This is a genomic window from Chitinophaga sp. GbtcB8 (assembly GCF_019091455.1).
Lineage (GTDB): Bacteria > Bacteroidota > Bacteroidia > Chitinophagales > Chitinophagaceae > Chitinophaga.
On sequence record NZ_JAGXJN010000031.1, the window covers coordinates 35,852 to 52,904 of the forward strand.

Sequence of the window (17,053 nt, forward strand, 5' to 3'; positions counted from 1 at the left end):
AATGAACACAACGACGAACTGGAGAAAAACAAGCCAGCCGCTGATGCCGGCCGAAGTTACACGCAAACAGCTTCCACCTGCCGGTAAATACGATATGCATCCCTTTGCAGGTCTTGGTGCTGGCAGGATCCACAGCGGTTATGCCAGCCTGGCCGGCTGGATGGCCGGATACCCGGCCGTTTTGATAGATGGATATATAGGCAATGATTGGGAGCTTATTGCAGCCCGCCTGGAAAAAGAGCTGCTGGCATCCGGCATAGCGGTAAATTTCGTGTATACATCCACGTTGATGAAAACTGCAGATGAAGTGGAGGCGCTGGTAGCGCCTTTCCTTGGTGAGAAAGGATCGGTTTGGGGCAGAAGGGCTTCCATTACGCTGGATGAGCTGTTTGATGAAAACAAGCTGAATAGCATACAGGCGTCTGCCGCAGGCATGACCATCATCATCGGTGCAGGTGCCGCGCTCACAAACCTGCAGGCCCCCCTGGTATATATAGATCTTCCCAAGAATGAGCTGCAATACCGCATGCGCGCCCGCACGGCCAATAACCTGGGTAAGCTTGAGTGGGACGATAACCAGGAAACCTACAAACGTTTCTATTTTGTAGACTGGGTGCTGCTGAACGCTTACAAACAGCGGATCATGCCCCGTATTGATGTGATCGCGGATGGCCAGTGGCAACATACCATTAACTGGGCCACACAGGCCGCTATCAGCGAAGGCCTGCAGCAGCTGTCGCAAAACGTTTTCAGGGTAAGGCCCTGGTTTGAAGCAGGCGCCTGGGGCGGTGACTGGATGAAAGAAAAAATTCCCGGCCTCAATAAGGATGAAATAAACTATGCATGGTCTTTTGAAATGATAGTACCGGAGAACGGGCTGGTATTTGAAAGCGATGGCCACTTGCTGGAGATCGCTTTCGACTGGCTTATGATGAAACATTCAAAAGATGTGCTGGGGCAGGATGAGCAGCGCTTTGGCATCGACTTCCCCATCCGCTTTGATTTTCTCGACACTTTCAACGGTGGCAATCTTTCCATTCAATGCCATCCGCGGCTGAAATATATCCGGGAGCAATTCGGGGAAACCATCACACAGGATGAAACCTATTACATCCTGGATTGCAAACCGGGTGCAAAAGTTTATCTCGGGTTCCAGGAAGATATAGACCCTGCTGCTTTCCGCCATGCGCTGGAAGAAAGCGTAGCCGCCAATCAACCCATAGCCATTGAGAAATATGTGCAGGTACACGACGCACATAAGCACGACTTCTTTCTTATTCCCAACGGTACCGTGCACAGCTCCGGGAAAAATAACCTGGTGCTGGAAGTAAGCGCTACGCCATACATCTTCACTTTCAAGATGTACGACTGGGTAAGGCTGGACCTCAACGGCAAGCCGCGCCCCATCAACATAGATCACGCTTTCCATAATCTCGATTTCAGCCGCAAAGGCGCGAAAGTAAAACAAGAGCTGATCTCCAGGCAACAGGTGACAGAAACAGGAGAAGACTGGCAGCTGGTGCATGTGCCCACCCATGCGGAACATTTCTATGACCTGCACCGGATGGAATTCAATAGCAGCGTAACGGTTAATACCTTCGGCAAATGCCATGTGCTGATGCTGGTGGAAGGTACCTCCATAACTGTGGAAACAGCGAACGGCCTGCGCCAGCGTTACAACTACGCGGAAACATTTGCCATCCCCGCCGCCGCAGGCGCTTACAGGATCATCAACGAAGGTAACGGTACCGCCAAAGTAGTAAAGGCTTTTATAAAATAACAGGAGGCTGTCCGGCTGCTGAAGCGGACAAACCCATTACAACTAAACAAGTTCAGTTATGAAAAAGGAAAATTGGATGCTTTGGTTGCTGCTGCTTATAACGGCATCACACCTGGGCGCACAGGACAGGAAAGAGCTAAGCAGCTATGTAGATCCCCGGATCGGCACTGCGCATTGCCGCTGGTTCCATTTTGCACCGGGCGCCGCACCATTTGGTATGGCCAAGCCAGGCCCTTCTACCAACGGGCATTACGGCAACCCAAGCGGCTGGGAAGCAGTGGGGTACGATTACAGGCATACTTCCATTGAAGGGTTTCCCAATTTCCATGAGTTCCAGGTAGGCGGCGTGTCGCTGATGCCCACGAAAGGAACACTGATCACCATACCCGGTGAGCTGGAAGATTCGTTATCCGGCTACCGCTCCCCTTTTGACCGTGCAGACGAAAAAGCAACAGCCGGTTATTATTCCGTATTACTGAAACGCTATGGTATTAAAGCAGAAATGACCGCCACACCACGGGTAGCCTTTCAACGTTTTACATTCCCTGCCGGTAACGATTCACATATCCTGTTTGACATAGGCAACAAACAGGGCGAAAGCGGTGATGTGAAAGATGCCCGCGTGTACATGACCGCTGACGGCCGCATAGAAGGTTATGTAACCACCCTGCCCGCGTATGTACAAAAGTACCAGCGCGGCTCGGAAGTAGCTATGTACTTTTCAGCGGTGACAGACAAGCAGCCCGCATCCTACGGCACATTCCGCGGTACAACGCAAACCGCCGGAGAAAAGGAGATCAGCGGCAAGGGAGCCGGTATGTACCTTACATTTGCTACCGGCAGCCAGGAAACGGTAACCGTACGTCTCGGCCTTTCCTATACCTCTATTGAAAATGCCCGCCTGAACCTGCAAACCGAAGCAGCCAGCCTAAGCTTTGATGAGGCCCGTACACAATCCCATGAGGAATGGAACAATTACCTGGGCCGCATCGCCGTAAGCGGCGGTACGGAATCCGACCGGGTTAAATTCTATACAGGCCTGTATCACGCGGTACTGGGCCGCGGCCTTGCCAGCGATGTGAATGGCGCTTATCCAAAGAACACCGGCGGTGTTGGACAGATACCGCTGAATGAAAAAGGAAAACCCCTGCACAACCATTACAATACCGATGCTGTATGGGGCGCATACTGGAACCTTACGCCGCTATGGGCGCTGGCTTATCCTGAATATTATTCCGATTTCGTAAGCAGCCAGCTGCTTGTATATAACGATGCAGGCTGGCTGGGCGATGGCATTGCCAATAGCAGGTACGTATCCGGCGTAGGCACCAACTTCGTTGGGCTGGTAATGGCCGGCGCCTATAACTACGGCATCCGCGACTTTGATGTGGCAAAAGCCTATGAAGCGGCCCGTAAAAACGAGCTGGAATATAAGAACCGGCCTGAGGGCGCCGGAAAAGACGATGTAGACCGCTTCCGCAAATATGGCTATGTTGATCATATAGATCCAAAGCCGGGTGAATGGTGCTTTTCCGGTTCACATACACTGGAGTATTCCTTCAGCGCATATGCCGTAGCGCAATGGGCTAAAAAGCTCGGAAAAACGGAAGATTATAATACCCTGCTGAAACTCTCCGGCAGCTGGAAGAACATTTTTGATCCTGCTACAAAATATATGCGGCCCCGTTATGCCAGCGGCAAATTCGCAGACAATTTCAAACCTGCCGAGCCATGGCGCGGATTCCAGGAAGGAAATGCAGGCCAGTATTCATTTTACGTACCACACGATCCGCAGGGCCTGATCATGAAAATGGGCAAGGCGGAGTTCAACAAACGGCTCGACAGCATTTTCACCGCCGCTCAGAAAACCACTTTCGGTGGCGGCAATACGATCGATGCATTCTCCGGTCTGAGCGCCCCCTACAACCATGGTAACCAGCCCTGCCTGCAAATGTCCTGGATGTTCAACTACTCCGGCAAACCGTACCTGACGCAGAAATGGGTGCGTGCTATCTGCAATGAGTTTTATGGCACAGAAGGTATTCACGGTTATGGCTATGGACAGGATGAGGATCAGGGGCAGCTGGGTGCCTGGTATGTGCTGAGCGCCATCGGCCTTTTTGATGTGCAGGGCGGCGCTTTAGCCCAACCGGTAATGCAGATCGGGTCATCCCTTTTTGATAAGGTAGAAATTAAGCTGAATAAAAAATATTACAAAGGGGACAAGCTGGAGATCGTTACGCATCATAACAGCGCAAACAACATCTACCTCCATCAGCCTGCGTTCAACGGCAAGAAGCTTGCACAGAATGCCATTCCGTTTGAGCAGCTGACCCGGGGTGGAAAACTGGAGTACAACCTTTCCGATAAACCCGCTGCGTATTAATGCGGTGGCCATTTTATAAAACAACATTCCACAACTGATCAAAAGAAAAATTAAGCCTATGTTAGATTATTTTCACGTTATTCCTGAAAGACTCCGGCGGTGGGCCGGCCGCCTATGGATGGCGCTGCTCCTGGTGTCGGTGACGGGCTATGCCTACGCACAGCAGTCACGCATGATCGCAGGGCGCGTTACAGACAGCACCACCCGCCAGCCGGTACCGGGAGTATCTGTCTCGCTCAAAGGAACCGGCATTGGCACTGCTACCACCGCCGATGGTGCGTTCTCATTAAACATACCGGCCGGGGGCAATCCCCTGCTGGTATTTTCCTCCATCGGTTACGCGCCGCGCGAGGTGCCGGTTACGGATGCAGCACAAATGAACGTAGTACTTTCATCTGCCAGCAGCATTTTATCCGATGTTGTAGTGATAGGTTACGGTACGCAAAAACGTACCAGCCTCACGGGCGCAGTAAGCGTGGTAACTGCCAAAGACCTGCAGGGAAAGCCCGTTACAAGCGCCGTGCAGGCATTACAGGGCGCAGCGCCCAACCTGATCATTCAGCAGAATGCTACGGAACCCGGTGCAGCCATCAACATCAACGTGCGTGGTGTAAGCACCGTCAATAACTCCAGCCCGCTCATCCTGGTGGATGGTGTACCCGGCTCGCTGGACCTGATCAATCCAAACGATATTGAAAGCATCAGCGTGCTGAAAGATGCTGCATCTTCCGCCATCTACGGTTCCCGTGCAGCCAACGGCGTTATACTGGTCACTACTAAAAGCGGCCGGCATAATAAAGTGCCGCGCGTTACGTACAACGGTTTCGCCGGTGCACAACAGCCTACTTTCCTTCTTAAACCGGTGAGCGGGGTGGACTACATGCAGCTGAAAAATGAAGCCCTGGTTAATTCCGGGCAAACAGCGCAGTTCTCCCCGGAGCAGATCCGCCAGCAAGGTTTAAAGGGTACGGAGAAATGGTGGATGGATGAAGTGATGCGCAAAGCAGCATTACAGCATAACCATAACCTTGGCGTTACCGGCGCAGTAGGTAAAGTTTCTTACCTGGTATCCGGTGGTTACCTGGATCAGAACAGCCTATACCGCGGTCCCGGCTACGGATACCAGCGTTATAACACACGCGCCAATCTTAGCACACAGCTGGGTAAGCTGAAGCTGGGCGGTAACTTTGCTTACGCGCGCCAGAATATCCGTGAGCATGCTTATTATTCTGACTGGCTGGTATCCACAGCCATCCGCATTCCTACCATCTATCCGATCAAAGACACTGCCGGCCATTACTTCCTGGCGCCAACGGCATCCAATAATCCGCTGGCACAGCTTGAACAGGGCGGCCGCAGGTTGTATAAGAACGACAGCTATAACTTTATGGCCAATGCGGAATATGCCATCACCAAATATTTATCAGCCAAGCTGGTATACGGCGCGGATATCCGTGAAAACAACATGGACGAGTTCCGCCGTTCCATTGATTATGCACCGTACTCAGGCTCTGATAACCAGAGCTCAAGAACGGTGAACCATGCACGCAGCGTGCAGGACAACTTCCAGGCGCTGCTGAACTACGGCCAGACCTTTAATAAAGTGCATGAAGTAAAAGTGTTGCTGGGTTATGCTACAGAAGGCTGGAAGAACAAATATTACCAGACCCGCCGCCTGAATGTAGATAACAACACCGGTGATTCTATAGCCGGCACGCAAACGCTCACCGGCTTCAATGACACCTATGCGACCCGCGTTGATCAATGGGCGCTGAACTCCGCTTTCGGCAGGTTAAACTACGCATTCAACAACAAGTATTACTTCGAGTTCAACTTCCGTTATGATGCATCCAGCCGTTTTGCCAAAGGCAACCGCGGCGCATTTTTCCCGTCCTTCTCCGCCGCATGGCGCATTACAGACGAGCCGTTCATGGCAGCAGTGAAAGAGCACGTTGGCGACCTGAAGCTCCGCGGCTCCTGGGGCCAGCTGGGCAACCAGCAGATCATTTCCAACTATGGTTACCTGAATATATACACCACGGTAAGTAATGGTTACGGTTTCAACAACATACCCGTATCCGGCAGCTCCTTTGCAGTGGGCAACCCGGTGATCACCTGGGAATCCGCCAATTCTGCGAACATAGGGTTTGACCTGTCTATGCTGAACAACCGGCTGACTATCAGCTACGATTACTTTCACAAGATCACAGACAACATTTTGCTGCAGCTGCCTGCGCCCGGCCTTTACGGCGCCACACCGGCCTTCCAGAACGCAGGAAAGGTAAAGAACCAGGGCTTTGAGCTGGCAATAAACTATACCGCTAAAACAGGAAACTTCAACCATACCATTGGAGCCAACCTGGCTGATAACCTGAATGAGGTCGCAGATTTCCGCGGCAGAACCACCATACAGGAAGGTGATGTTACCTACATCAACCGTGAAGGATTTCCCATCAGCTCCTACTTCGGCTACCAGGCAAACGGGTTCTATCAGAATCTTGATGATATCAAGAACAGTCCCAAGCCCACTTTTGCAAATGAGGTAAAACCCGGCGATATAAAGTATGTGGACAGGAATGAAGATGGTATCATCGACAACCGGGACCGTTTTGTTATGGGAAACCCGTTCCCCCGCTACACTTTCGGGTTCAACTATGGTGTTACCTGGAAAGGATTTGATGCCAGCATTTTTATACAGGGGGTTGGAAAACGTAACGTTTACATGCGTGGTGAAGGTGTAGAGGCATTTCACAATAACTGGGACGACGTATATTCCCAGCACCTTGACCGCTGGACACCCAATAATCCGGATGCATCCTACCCGCGCCTGACCATTGGCACCGCTTCCGTGAATAACAACGCCAACTCAACGTTCTGGCTGGCCAATGCCGCATATGCAAGATTGAAGAACGCGCAGATCGGTTACACCTTACCGTATGATCTTACAAAGAAAGTGAAGATCGAAAAAGTGAGAATATACCTCACCGGCCAGAACCTGCTCACTGTTACCAGCATGACCAGCGGCTTTGATCCTGAGCTGACGGAGTTTAATAATACCCTTAACCTGAACCAGCTAAGCAGCGCCACCAGCGGACGCATTTACCCGGTACAGAAAGTATGGGCTGTAGGGCTGGATGTTAACTTTTAACCACGTTTAAATGATCGAATTTATGAGGATAAGAAAGTATTTCTTAATAGTGACAGGTGGACTGCTGCTGGTTGCTGCAGGCTGTAAAAAGCTTGACCTGGGCCCTTCTTACCAGGATACCGACCTTAGTTTCTGGCAAAAGCCGGAAGCGGCGGAGCAAACCCTTAACAACTGTTATGCAGGCATGTATTCAGACGATTACTTTTTCTTTAATGAAAGCCTGAGCGATAATGCCTTCTGCTCCAGCCCCGTTAACGGCGGTGCGGTGCAGAGCATTGCTGCCGGCGCATACGATGGCCGTACCAACCGTGTGGCAGGAGAATGGGCTTTCCATTACGGCGGCATTCGCAACGTCAATAACCTGCTTGCAAATATAGATAAGGTACCGGGCCTTGCTGCGGACCTGAAGGCCCGTTACCAGGCAGAAGCCCGTTTTATCCGCGCCTTCCACTACTTTCATCTTGTTAACTGGTACGGCAATGTACCATTGATAAAAGATGAGATCTCTTACGATGAAAGCTTCAACATAGGCCGCTCACCAAAAGCCGATGTGGTAAGCTATATACTCTCTGAGCTGGATGAAGTAACAGCCTTGCTGCCGCTGCCGTCAGCATATGCAGAAGCAGACAAAGGCCGTATCACGAAAGGCGCCGCAGCAGCGCTTAAAGCCAAGCTGCTGCTGTATCAAAGCAGGTGGGCCGATGCCGCTGCCGTGCTGGAAGGCATTATGGGCGGTACTTATGGAACATACACGCTGTACCCCTCCTTCTCCGGTATCTTTCAGCCTGAAAATGAGAACAACAGCGAAGTAATGCTTGACCTGGAATTTGTGCCCGTGCAAAGAACACAGTCTATGCAGCGCTTCTTTATTCCTTTTACAGAAGGTACACTCATCACAGGTATGGCGCCTTCGCAATCGCTGATAGATGATTTTATTATGGCTAACGGCAAAGGCATCAACGAAACAGGCTCCGGCTACACTGAGAATACCCCCTTTGCACAACGCGATCCCCGCCTGGAAGCTACCATCATACATGACGGATCCTCTTTTGTTACCAAACGCGGGGAAACCGTTACCATACGTACTGCGCCGGGTACGGGAGATAACGCCGTGGATAAAGCAGACGCCTCCCCTACCGGGTACTATTTCCGTAAGTATTATGACCGCACTGCAGATGGTAATAACAACTCCGGCCTGAATTTGATCCTGCTCCGCTATACCGATGTGCTGCTGATGTATGCAGAAGCCAAGGCCATGCTGAACCAGCTGAATGAGGATGTATGGGACAAAACCATCAAAGCCATCCGCCAGCGTGCAGGCTTCACTGACCCTGCAGCGCTCAACTACGCTAATTATGCAGCTATAGGCAATACCGCCATGATCAACCTGGTGCGCCGGGAACGCAGAAGCGAAATGGCATTGGAAAGCGGCCGGATATTTGACATCCGCCGCTGGAAAATAGCAGAGACAGTGCTGAACGGCACCCTCTACGGCATGAAGGTGGGTACAAGCAACCTGGCCGTAAACCGCCGTGTGTTTGATGCCGGCAAACATTATCTCTGGCCTGTGCCGCAGGCGGATATTGAAATGAATAATAACCTGCTGCCGAACAATGGCGGCTGGTGATCATTCTTATCCATTACCTGGTGCAACCTATATCAACAACTATCAAATCAACTATCATGACACGTACTTTAAAATTCAGGATATATACCATTTTCGCCGCACTGGCGGTCCTTGGCGCTTTCTCTTCCTGCGAAAAGGAAAAGGAGCTTAACAGCAACATCTCTACCGTAAAGGAGCTGTATTACCCGGAGGTGGGCAGGTACTTCAAGCTGCAGCCTGCCACTAATGCGGTAGTGAATTTTGAATGGAGCGCCGCCAGAGCGGAAGACGGCAGCCTGGTGATGTATGAGGTAGCATTCGATACCATCGGCGGAGATTTTAAACGCCCGGTATACACAGTAGCCTCCAATGGCAATGGTGTGCAGAACTCCCTTTCACTTTCACACAAAGTGCTGAACAGCATTGCCAGCAAGGCAGGCATTCAGCCCGCTACATCCGGATCGCTGCAATGGACGGTGATCGCCAGCAAAGGGCTTAATGAAAAACGCGCAGACTCTACGCGCACGATCGTGATCGAAAGGCCTTCAGGCTTCACTGAGATACCGGCCAACGTGTTCATTACCGGCGATGCTACGGAAGGTGGCACGGATCTCTCAAAAGCAACTGCCATGAAGCTGGGGGCCGATGGGATCTTCGAGATCTTCACACATCTGAAGGCCGGCACCTTCCATTTCGCAGACCGTAACAGCGGTACGCCTGTCACCTACTCCGTACAGGGTACGCGCCTCCAGGAAGGAGGTGAGAACCAGCAGGCCGCGGCAAAGCTTTACCGCATACGCCTGGACTTCGCAAACGCAGCTGCTGAAATGATAGAGATCACCGATGCCGGTGTTTTCGCATCCGCCTACAATAAAGTGATCGGCAAGCTTAGCTACGCCGGCAACGGTACATGGACAGCGCAAAATATTCCCATTGCCTATTATGATTTTGGCAGCTGGAAAGATGACCGTTTCAAGTTCCAGTTCAGCACTGCAGATGCAGGCGGCACAGCCGGTACTATGTATTACGGCAGCGTAAACCAGTCCAACTCCACACCGCCGGATGCCAATACGCCGGAAGCTTACTACCGCATAGTACCGGTGGATAATTCCCAGTGGGATTACACCTATAAGTATCCCGGCGGTGCTGACGGCAAAGCCGGCGACTTTACCCTGAAACTGAATGCACAGGGGGAATACTCCTACCAACTGACCGTGCATTGATTGCTGAATCATTAAAGAGAATCACATGAGATCCATCATTTTAAGTATAACGGCCGCAGCGCTCCTGCTTACAGGATGTTACAAACAGCGGGACGATGTGCCGGTGAAAGTGGGCAGAGATACCTCTTCCACCACGCTCACCTACAAGCTGAAGGCGCGCCAGGTCCTCGACGATATTTATAAAAGCTACGGCATCAGCGGTAGCGTGTACGTTAAAGAAAGCTACCCGGTGCAGCCCGGAGACCCGAAGTATGCCTATCTATGGCCCTATTCAGCTATGTTCACCGGGGCTACGCTGTTAAAGCAGTTGGGGTATACAGATGAAGTGGCGCAAGCTTATTACACCAGCACCGCCAGTGGTATGGAGGGTTATCTTGATGTCAGCCGGACGCCCGCTGCGTATCAGTCCGTTCCCGTTAGCGAAGGCAGGGCTGACCGTTTTTATGACGATAATGCCATTACGGGGATAGACATGCTTGAAGCCTTTCACGTAACCGGTAATGCGCAGCTGCTGCAGAAAGCAAAGCTGTGTTACACCTTCTGCGCCTCCGGCGAAAGCACAGAAGCCGGTGGCGGATTGTACTGGAACGAAGGGGTGCTCAATAACCCGGACCATCCTGATTACATTAAAGCCACCAACGTAACTGCATTGTCGGCCACACTGGCGCTGCAGCTTTACCAGCAGGAGAAAAGTGATGTTTACCTCGCATCTGCCACACGCTGGTACAACTGGGTAAGACAAAAAATGCTGGACCCCGTGGACAAGGGCTTCTGGAATTCCATCTGGATCAAAGACGGCAGCATTAACTACGCAAAATGGGCATACAACTCCGGCGCCATGATCCAGAATGCAGCGCTGCTGTACAAGATCACCGGCGACGAAGCATACCTCACTGATGCAAAAACATGGGCGCAGGCTGCGTACAACCTGTTCACCTATGAGGCGCCGGGCCTGGGACGGTTCTATGTTCAGCACGATCCCTGGTTTACGGCGGTGCTGCTCAGGGGATACCTTGAGCTGCATGCGATAGACAAAAAAGCAGATTACATCAATACCCTTGTTGCGAATGTTGATTATGCATGGCAGCATGCAAGAATGCCGCAGACCAACCAGTTCTATGAAGACTGGACAGGTTCTGACCTGGGCAGATATCACTCACTGCTTACGCAGCTGGCTATGGTAGAGATCTATGCAAGAATATCGATCTGGAAGCATGAACAATAAATAGTGTGCATACCGCGGCGCAGGGCCGCGGTATGCATTTTAACGGATATTATGAAAAGGATCTTATTCAGCCTGGTATTAGGCGGATGGACAATAGCAGCACCGGCGCAGCAGCTGCAACCCGCGCAGGAATATGAGCGCAGGGCAGCAGAAATGTTCCACCGGGTATGGACCTTGTACCGTGTACCGCAACACAGCCTGTTTTCAGAGTATTTCCCGCAGCAACATAAGGATTCACTCACTTATATGCAGGATGGAAATGTGCAGTCAAAAGAGGTGAGCTATCTGTGGCCACTCAGCGGTGTGGCTTCCTCTGTCAATATCATTGTACGCATGCGTGGCAGGAAGGCCGCTTACCTGCCCTATGTAGATTCGGCCATGCAGGCCATGTATCAATACCGCGATACATCCCGCACACCGGCCGGTTACCAGGCTTACCCGGCAAAGTTTGAAAAGGTGGACCGTTATTATGACGACAACGGCCTGGTAGCGATAGACTACGCCGAAGCCTATACCAATACCGGCAATCCCCTGTACCTGGCCCGTGCAACAGAAGTGTTCACCTTCATTATGAGTGGCTGGACGAATGTGCTTGGCGGCGGTGTTACCTGGCTGGAAGGCCACCATGATCAGAAACCTGCCTGCAGCAATGGCATGGCTACGCTGGCCGCGCTGAAAATTTACGGGATCACGAAAGAGCCTTATTACCTGCAGCAGGGCATCCGTTTTTATGAGTGGATGAACCGGCGCCTGCGCGATTCCGCCGGGCTGTATGTGAATGATATTAAAACCGCTACAGCGGCCATCAACCCGGTGTATTATACCTACAACTCCGGTTCCATGCTGGAAGCGGCCATGCTATTATATCATTTTACGAAAGAGCAAAAGTATTACCGGGATGCCAGACAAACTGCGGCAGCCGCCTTCACCTACTTCGGCCGGCCGGAGAAAGGCCTGCGCAGTGAGTTCTGCGACCTGCCCTGGTTTGCCACAGTGCTGTTCCGCGGATATGTGGCGCTTTATGAGGTGGATAAGGATCCGCAATATTTGAAAGCAATGATCGCAAGGATAGACCATGCCTGGGATAACCGTGACGGCAATGGCCTGCTTAACCATAACTGGGGAGAGGCGCGTGATCCCACCGGCAAGCCGAAATGGCTGCTGGACGAAGCCTGTATTGCAGAGTTATACGCCCGTATAGCGCTCCTGGATTTAAGATAGTATTTATGTCACAAACAATCAGCAACACATCACAAACAGCTGCAGGATCAAATGTTTTCCGGGGCACAAAAATGCCCGGTAGTTAGCCGTCTGAAATAGCTTACTACACGGGCTTAGGCAGGTGCTGCTAATTGTAATGCCCCATGGCCTGGAATACCTTCCCATCCTCATTGAACACAAAAAATTCCGCCGCTTTCTTTCCCTTCACACTTGTGTAATAAATGATCACAGTATTCATACATGATAAAACTTCATGCAGGTCGAAATGAAGATCAGGGTAGCTCACCATGGCCTTTTCCCAATAATTCCGCACGTTTGCCTTTCCTTTCAGACGGCCATCCGGGCTGATGCCCATCTGCTGTATAAAGGGGCTGCTCATTTCAAAATCTTCCGTATAATGTGCGAGTACCGCATCCAGGTCGTGCGTGTTCCATGCAGCTACCCATTCGTCTGCAAATTTCAGGGCTTGTTCACGTGAGATCATATTCTTTTTTTTAATAAAGGTAGGGCGCAGGAATATGAGGGAGTAGGACAAAAAGGTCAAATTGCTTCCTGACCCGGTGTATGGCCAAAGGCCTGCCTGTACCTGCGGATGAAGTAGGATACATCTTCAAAACCGCTGTTATAGCAGGCTTCCTTCACGGATAAACGCTTATGCTGCAGCAGGTATTTTGCCTGTTGTAAACGTTTTTCGATCATCCATTGGCCAGGACTGCATCCCACTTCCTTTTTGAACCATCGTTTAAAGGTGCTCAGGCTCATGTTGTGCATGCCGGCGTAATATTGCAGCTGCATACGGTCTGCAATGTGGCAGGCCATGGGACTGAGCAAGGTATCCGCATCGCCCAGCAACAGGTTCAGGCTTACGAAAGGTTCCCGCTTCACGAGGATATCAGAATATAAAATGGAATTTTTCGGAACCAAAAGCGTATCACCGGCTTTCATATCATAACACTCGCCGTTAAGGAAAATCACTTTCCGGCCTTCGCGTACATACGTAAGCGTGGTATAAGGTATGAAAAACGCATCTTCGGACGAGCGGCGGTACTGGCAGAACGCCATTTTCATGGCGCCATCCGCATACAGCAGCTCTACCTTTGCCTTGTGCTGGTTGAAGTTTTCATACAGCCGGATCATAGGCTCCAAATTACAAAGTCTTCGCGGTTTTGTAACAAAAAGCTATATCCGCTCAATATTTATTTAAAAAGCAGCTGCGCAAAATTAAACAGGTTATTCCGCCATACCGGCCAGGTATGCCCGCCCGGGTATTCGCTGTACGTGTGCTTAATATTCAGCTCATCCAGCTTTGTAAGCATCAGCTGGCAGTTCCTGTAGGCAATATCTTCTTTTCCGCCCATGGAGATCCACAGCGCTTTCAGATTGCTGTTGATCATGGCCGCATTGGTTTTCATAAAATCGTACTGGGCCGCTGCAATATCAGCCTGCCGGGCCTGGATCCAGCCTGAGCTGAATACGCCCAGGTAGGAAAACAGCTCCGTATTCTTAATTCCGGTATAAAGCGTATGAATGCCGCCCATAGATAAACCGGCTAGTGCCCGGTGGCTTGCGCCGGTTTCAGCCCGATAACTTTTTTCTACCAGGGGAATAATAATATCCTTCAGCTCGGATTCAAATGTTTTCAGCACAGATTCATCAAAAGCAGCACCGCCCACATTTGCATCCGGCATAACGATCAGCATGGGCGCCGCCTTTTTTGCAGCGATCAGGTTATCCAGGATCAGATCTGTTTTACCTTGTGTGGCCCAGCCGGTTTCGTCTTCACCGCCCCCGTGTAAAATATAGAGCACAGGATATTTTTCGTTTGTATTTGCATCATAACCAGGCGGGGTATAGATATACAGCTGCCGCCATGAACCGGTAACCTTTGAGAAATATTTCCTGATGCGGATATCCCCATGCGGCACATCTCTTAATGCATAGTAGCTGCCGCCTGCAAAGGGTATTTCAATACCGCTGGCCATTCTTCCCATACCATAAAAAGTTTCACTGGCAGGGTCCGCAACGGCCACACCATCTATCAGCAGGGAATAATAATGAAATCCTTCGCCGATGGAATCTGTTGTTACGGTCCATAAACCGCCGGTGTCCTTTACCAGATCATATTTGCGGCCAAGGTCAACCTGCACTTTCTGCGCTTCCGGCGCTTTAACCCGGAAAATAACACGGTGATCAGCCAGTATCTGCGGATACTTTGCATTGCGCACATTGGTTGCCGCGGGCGCGCCCACCACCGGATATTTTGAGAAGGTAGCAGTATCCACCGGTTTAAAGATCAGCTGGGAGAACATATACAATCCGTTCTTCCACACCTTGAAATCGTGCACGCCCGGCTCAATGTAATAGATGTGCGGCACATTATTCCTCTGCAGGTAATCATGCGTGCGTTTGCTAAAGGAAACCAATCCATCACTGGCGCCGCAGGAGATCCAGAGCAGCTTAATCTTTTGCCTTGCTTCAGCCGGATCCGGCACCAGCTGTTCCGGTATTTTAGTGTTGGGCGCGGAAGAAAAGCCTCCGATCCAGGCAAACTTGTCCAGGTTACCCAGGCCAAAATTCAGTGACTGTCCGCCTCCCATTGACAGGCCGGCAACGGCCCGGTGCTCCCGGTCCGTGTAAACAGGGTATTTCTTTTGTATGTAGGGAATGAGATCATTCAGCAGATCCTTCTCAAAAGTGGCAAACGCCTGTACTTTGTCAGGAGCCATAATATTGCCGGTGGCCCGGTCATCTTTCATGGCCCTGCCGTTAGGCATAACAACGATCATAGGCTCAATTTTTCCTTCGGCGTACAGGTTGTCCAGCACTACCTGGGGAGTGCCGCCTTTTAGCCACTCCTTTTCATCGCCTCCTATACCGTGCAACAGGTATAACACCGGGTATTTACTCTTTTTGGAAAATCCCGGTGGCGTATAGATCAGCGCTTTGCGGGGATTTCCCACTGTTACCGAGTTATAGCTGATCGTATCAATCCGGCCATGCGGTATACCGGCCCGCAGGGAATCAAAACCCGGGGCTGCGTGCTCAATAATACCTTGCGCAAAAACCGGTATGGCAAACAACAGAAGAATGGTAAGATTAAAAATTGTTTTTTTCATGTAACATGGATTTTTCCTTTTATAGATACCGCTGCCGGATCATTGTCATATGGGATAACACATTTATACCTTCAGGATTCCCTTTAATGTCAATCTGACAAATATTCTGCGGACCAAAAATAAACCATTTAACAATGTTAAATAGTATTCATAAACGTGGTATTGCCATAGGTGTTGCTCCCGGCAGTTCCGGTATTGTAAAGAAATGGAATTTAGCCGTTCAAAAAGTTCAAAAATCACCGCCGTTAATTTTTAGACATTTTCAGGAGGTCACCGGACATTGCGGTACCGGGTCCGGGGAATCCCGGGTGAACTGAAACGGCCCTGCCGCCATAAGATGATCTGGCCCGGAGGTTAACAGGACTTTTTTTTATACGAAACCGACTATTTGTTTATTATTGCTATGGCGGAAAACCGTAAAGCAGGTAAGGATCTTTTCTTATTCCCTTTAATTATTTCACCGCATGATCAAAAGGACGCTTAAACATACCTTTACATTATTGAACGTTGACCATGTAGAACTTGATTCAAAATGGAATTACAAAAACGTTATCAGCCCCTATTTCAGACTATACTATATTAACGGGGGCGCAGGCGAAATCTCGGATGTTTCAACGAATGTGAAACTGGAGCCCGGTTTCCTCTATATCATACCCAGCTTCACCTTATGTAATCTTTTCTGCAAAAGCCATCTCAGTCAGTATTTTGTTCAGTTCTTTGAGGAATCATCGGACGGCATTTCCTTGTTTGCCAATAACAGGTCTATCCTTAAGGTGAAAGCATCAGAAATTGATATCATGAACTTTGCCCGTTTACTGGAAATAAACCCAGGCAGAGGCATCAATCGCTCAGATAACCCAAGGATATACGAGAAGAGCGTTTTTTATAAGGAGTACCAGGAGCTTAATAACCGGCAAAGTATGTCAACATTCACAGAAACACATGGCATTCTTTTACAACTGGTTTCCCGGTTTCTGATACCAGAAGTATTTGAAAATAAGGATACTGGTCCCGTGCCGGCCAAGATCTTAAGTGCTATCAGCTATATTCAACTAAACCTGCACCGCGATCTATCGGTAAGCTACCTGGCGAAAAGAGCAAACCTGCATACAGATTATTTTTCACGTCTTTTCTATCAGCACACCGGAGAAAGGCCTGTAAGGTACATCCATGAAAAAAGGATCGAAAGGGCGCAATACCTGATGGTAACAACCCAGATGACCTATGCTGAAATTGCAACAGAGACCGGTTTTGAAAATGTGTTTTACTTTTCCAAAATATTTAAAAAAATTACCGGTATGTCACCGGGGAATTATAAAAAACAAATGGACCTGGTGAACTTTTAAAG

The 17,053-nt window shown here is 50.2% G+C and carries 11 protein-coding genes; 8 read left to right on the forward strand and 3 right to left on the reverse strand.

The window, feature by feature from the left end; genetic code table 11:
• Nucleotide 1 precedes the first annotated feature (1 nt).
• The 7 genes from KVT36_RS23125 to KVT36_RS23155 are packed head-to-tail and all read left to right on the forward strand — an operon-like array spanning nucleotide 2 to nucleotide 12,589.
• Entirely contained in the window at nucleotides 2-1,780 is a 1,779-nt protein-coding gene (locus tag KVT36_RS23125) for a class I mannose-6-phosphate isomerase (protein WP_217605820.1), read from the forward strand.
• A 58-nt stretch (nucleotides 1,781-1,838) separates the two neighbouring features.
• Nucleotides 1,839-4,166 carry a GH92 family glycosyl hydrolase gene (locus KVT36_RS23130; protein WP_217605821.1) on the forward strand — a complete coding sequence of 776 codons (2,328 nt, stop codon included), beginning with the start codon at nucleotides 1,839-1,841 and terminating at the stop codon, nucleotides 4,164-4,166.
• 58 nt (nucleotides 4,167-4,224) lie between these two features.
• Nucleotides 4,225-7,314 (forward strand): TonB-dependent receptor, encoded by a 3,090-nt coding sequence (locus tag KVT36_RS23135; RefSeq protein WP_217605822.1) that lies wholly within the window; start codon nucleotides 4,225-4,227, stop codon nucleotides 7,312-7,314.
• A gap of 22 nt (nucleotides 7,315-7,336) precedes the next feature.
• Nucleotides 7,337-8,941: a RagB/SusD family nutrient uptake outer membrane protein gene (locus tag KVT36_RS23140; protein ID WP_217605823.1), complete on the forward strand. Its 1,605-nt coding sequence runs from the start codon at nucleotides 7,337-7,339 to the stop codon at nucleotides 8,939-8,941.
• 56 nt (nucleotides 8,942-8,997) lie between these two features.
• The gene (locus tag KVT36_RS23145; protein WP_217605824.1) at nucleotides 8,998-10,143 is read left to right on the forward strand and encodes a SusE domain-containing protein; all 1,146 of its coding nucleotides are present in this window, start codon (nucleotides 8,998-9,000) and stop codon (nucleotides 10,141-10,143) included.
• Nucleotides 10,144-10,168: 25 nt separating this feature from the next.
• On the forward strand, nucleotides 10,169-11,368 hold the full coding sequence (locus KVT36_RS23150; RefSeq protein WP_217605825.1) for a glycoside hydrolase family 76 protein: 1,200 nt from the start codon (nucleotides 10,169-10,171) through the stop codon (nucleotides 11,366-11,368).
• 51 nt (nucleotides 11,369-11,419) lie between these two features.
• A complete protein-coding gene (locus tag KVT36_RS23155) occupies nucleotides 11,420-12,589 on the forward strand; it encodes a glycoside hydrolase family 76 protein (RefSeq protein WP_217605826.1) in 1,170 nt (389 codons plus the stop codon).
• A 127-nt stretch (nucleotides 12,590-12,716) separates the two neighbouring features.
• Here the strand turns inward: KVT36_RS23155 and KVT36_RS23160 are convergent, their stop codons facing one another.
• The 3 genes from KVT36_RS23160 to KVT36_RS23170 are packed head-to-tail and all read right to left on the reverse strand — an operon-like array spanning nucleotide 12,717 to nucleotide 15,705.
• Complete coding sequence (locus KVT36_RS23160) at nucleotides 12,717-13,073, reverse strand: nuclear transport factor 2 family protein (RefSeq protein WP_217605827.1); 357 nt, start codon at nucleotides 13,071-13,073, stop codon at nucleotides 12,717-12,719.
• A gap of 56 nt (nucleotides 13,074-13,129) precedes the next feature.
• Entirely contained in the window at nucleotides 13,130-13,726 is a 597-nt protein-coding gene (locus KVT36_RS23165; protein WP_217605828.1) for an AraC family transcriptional regulator, read from the reverse strand.
• Between the two features lie 59 nt (nucleotides 13,727-13,785).
• On the reverse strand, nucleotides 13,786-15,705 hold the full coding sequence (locus KVT36_RS23170) for an alpha/beta hydrolase-fold protein (RefSeq protein WP_217605829.1): 1,920 nt from the start codon (nucleotides 15,703-15,705) through the stop codon (nucleotides 13,786-13,788).
• Between the two features lie 920 nt (nucleotides 15,706-16,625).
• Between KVT36_RS23170 and KVT36_RS32835 the strand changes: the two genes are divergently transcribed.
• Nucleotides 16,626-17,051, forward strand: a complete 426-nt coding sequence (locus tag KVT36_RS32835; protein ID WP_254640162.1) for an AraC family transcriptional regulator — start codon at nucleotides 16,626-16,628, stop codon at nucleotides 17,049-17,051.
• The last annotated feature ends 2 nt before the right edge of the window (nucleotides 17,052-17,053 follow it).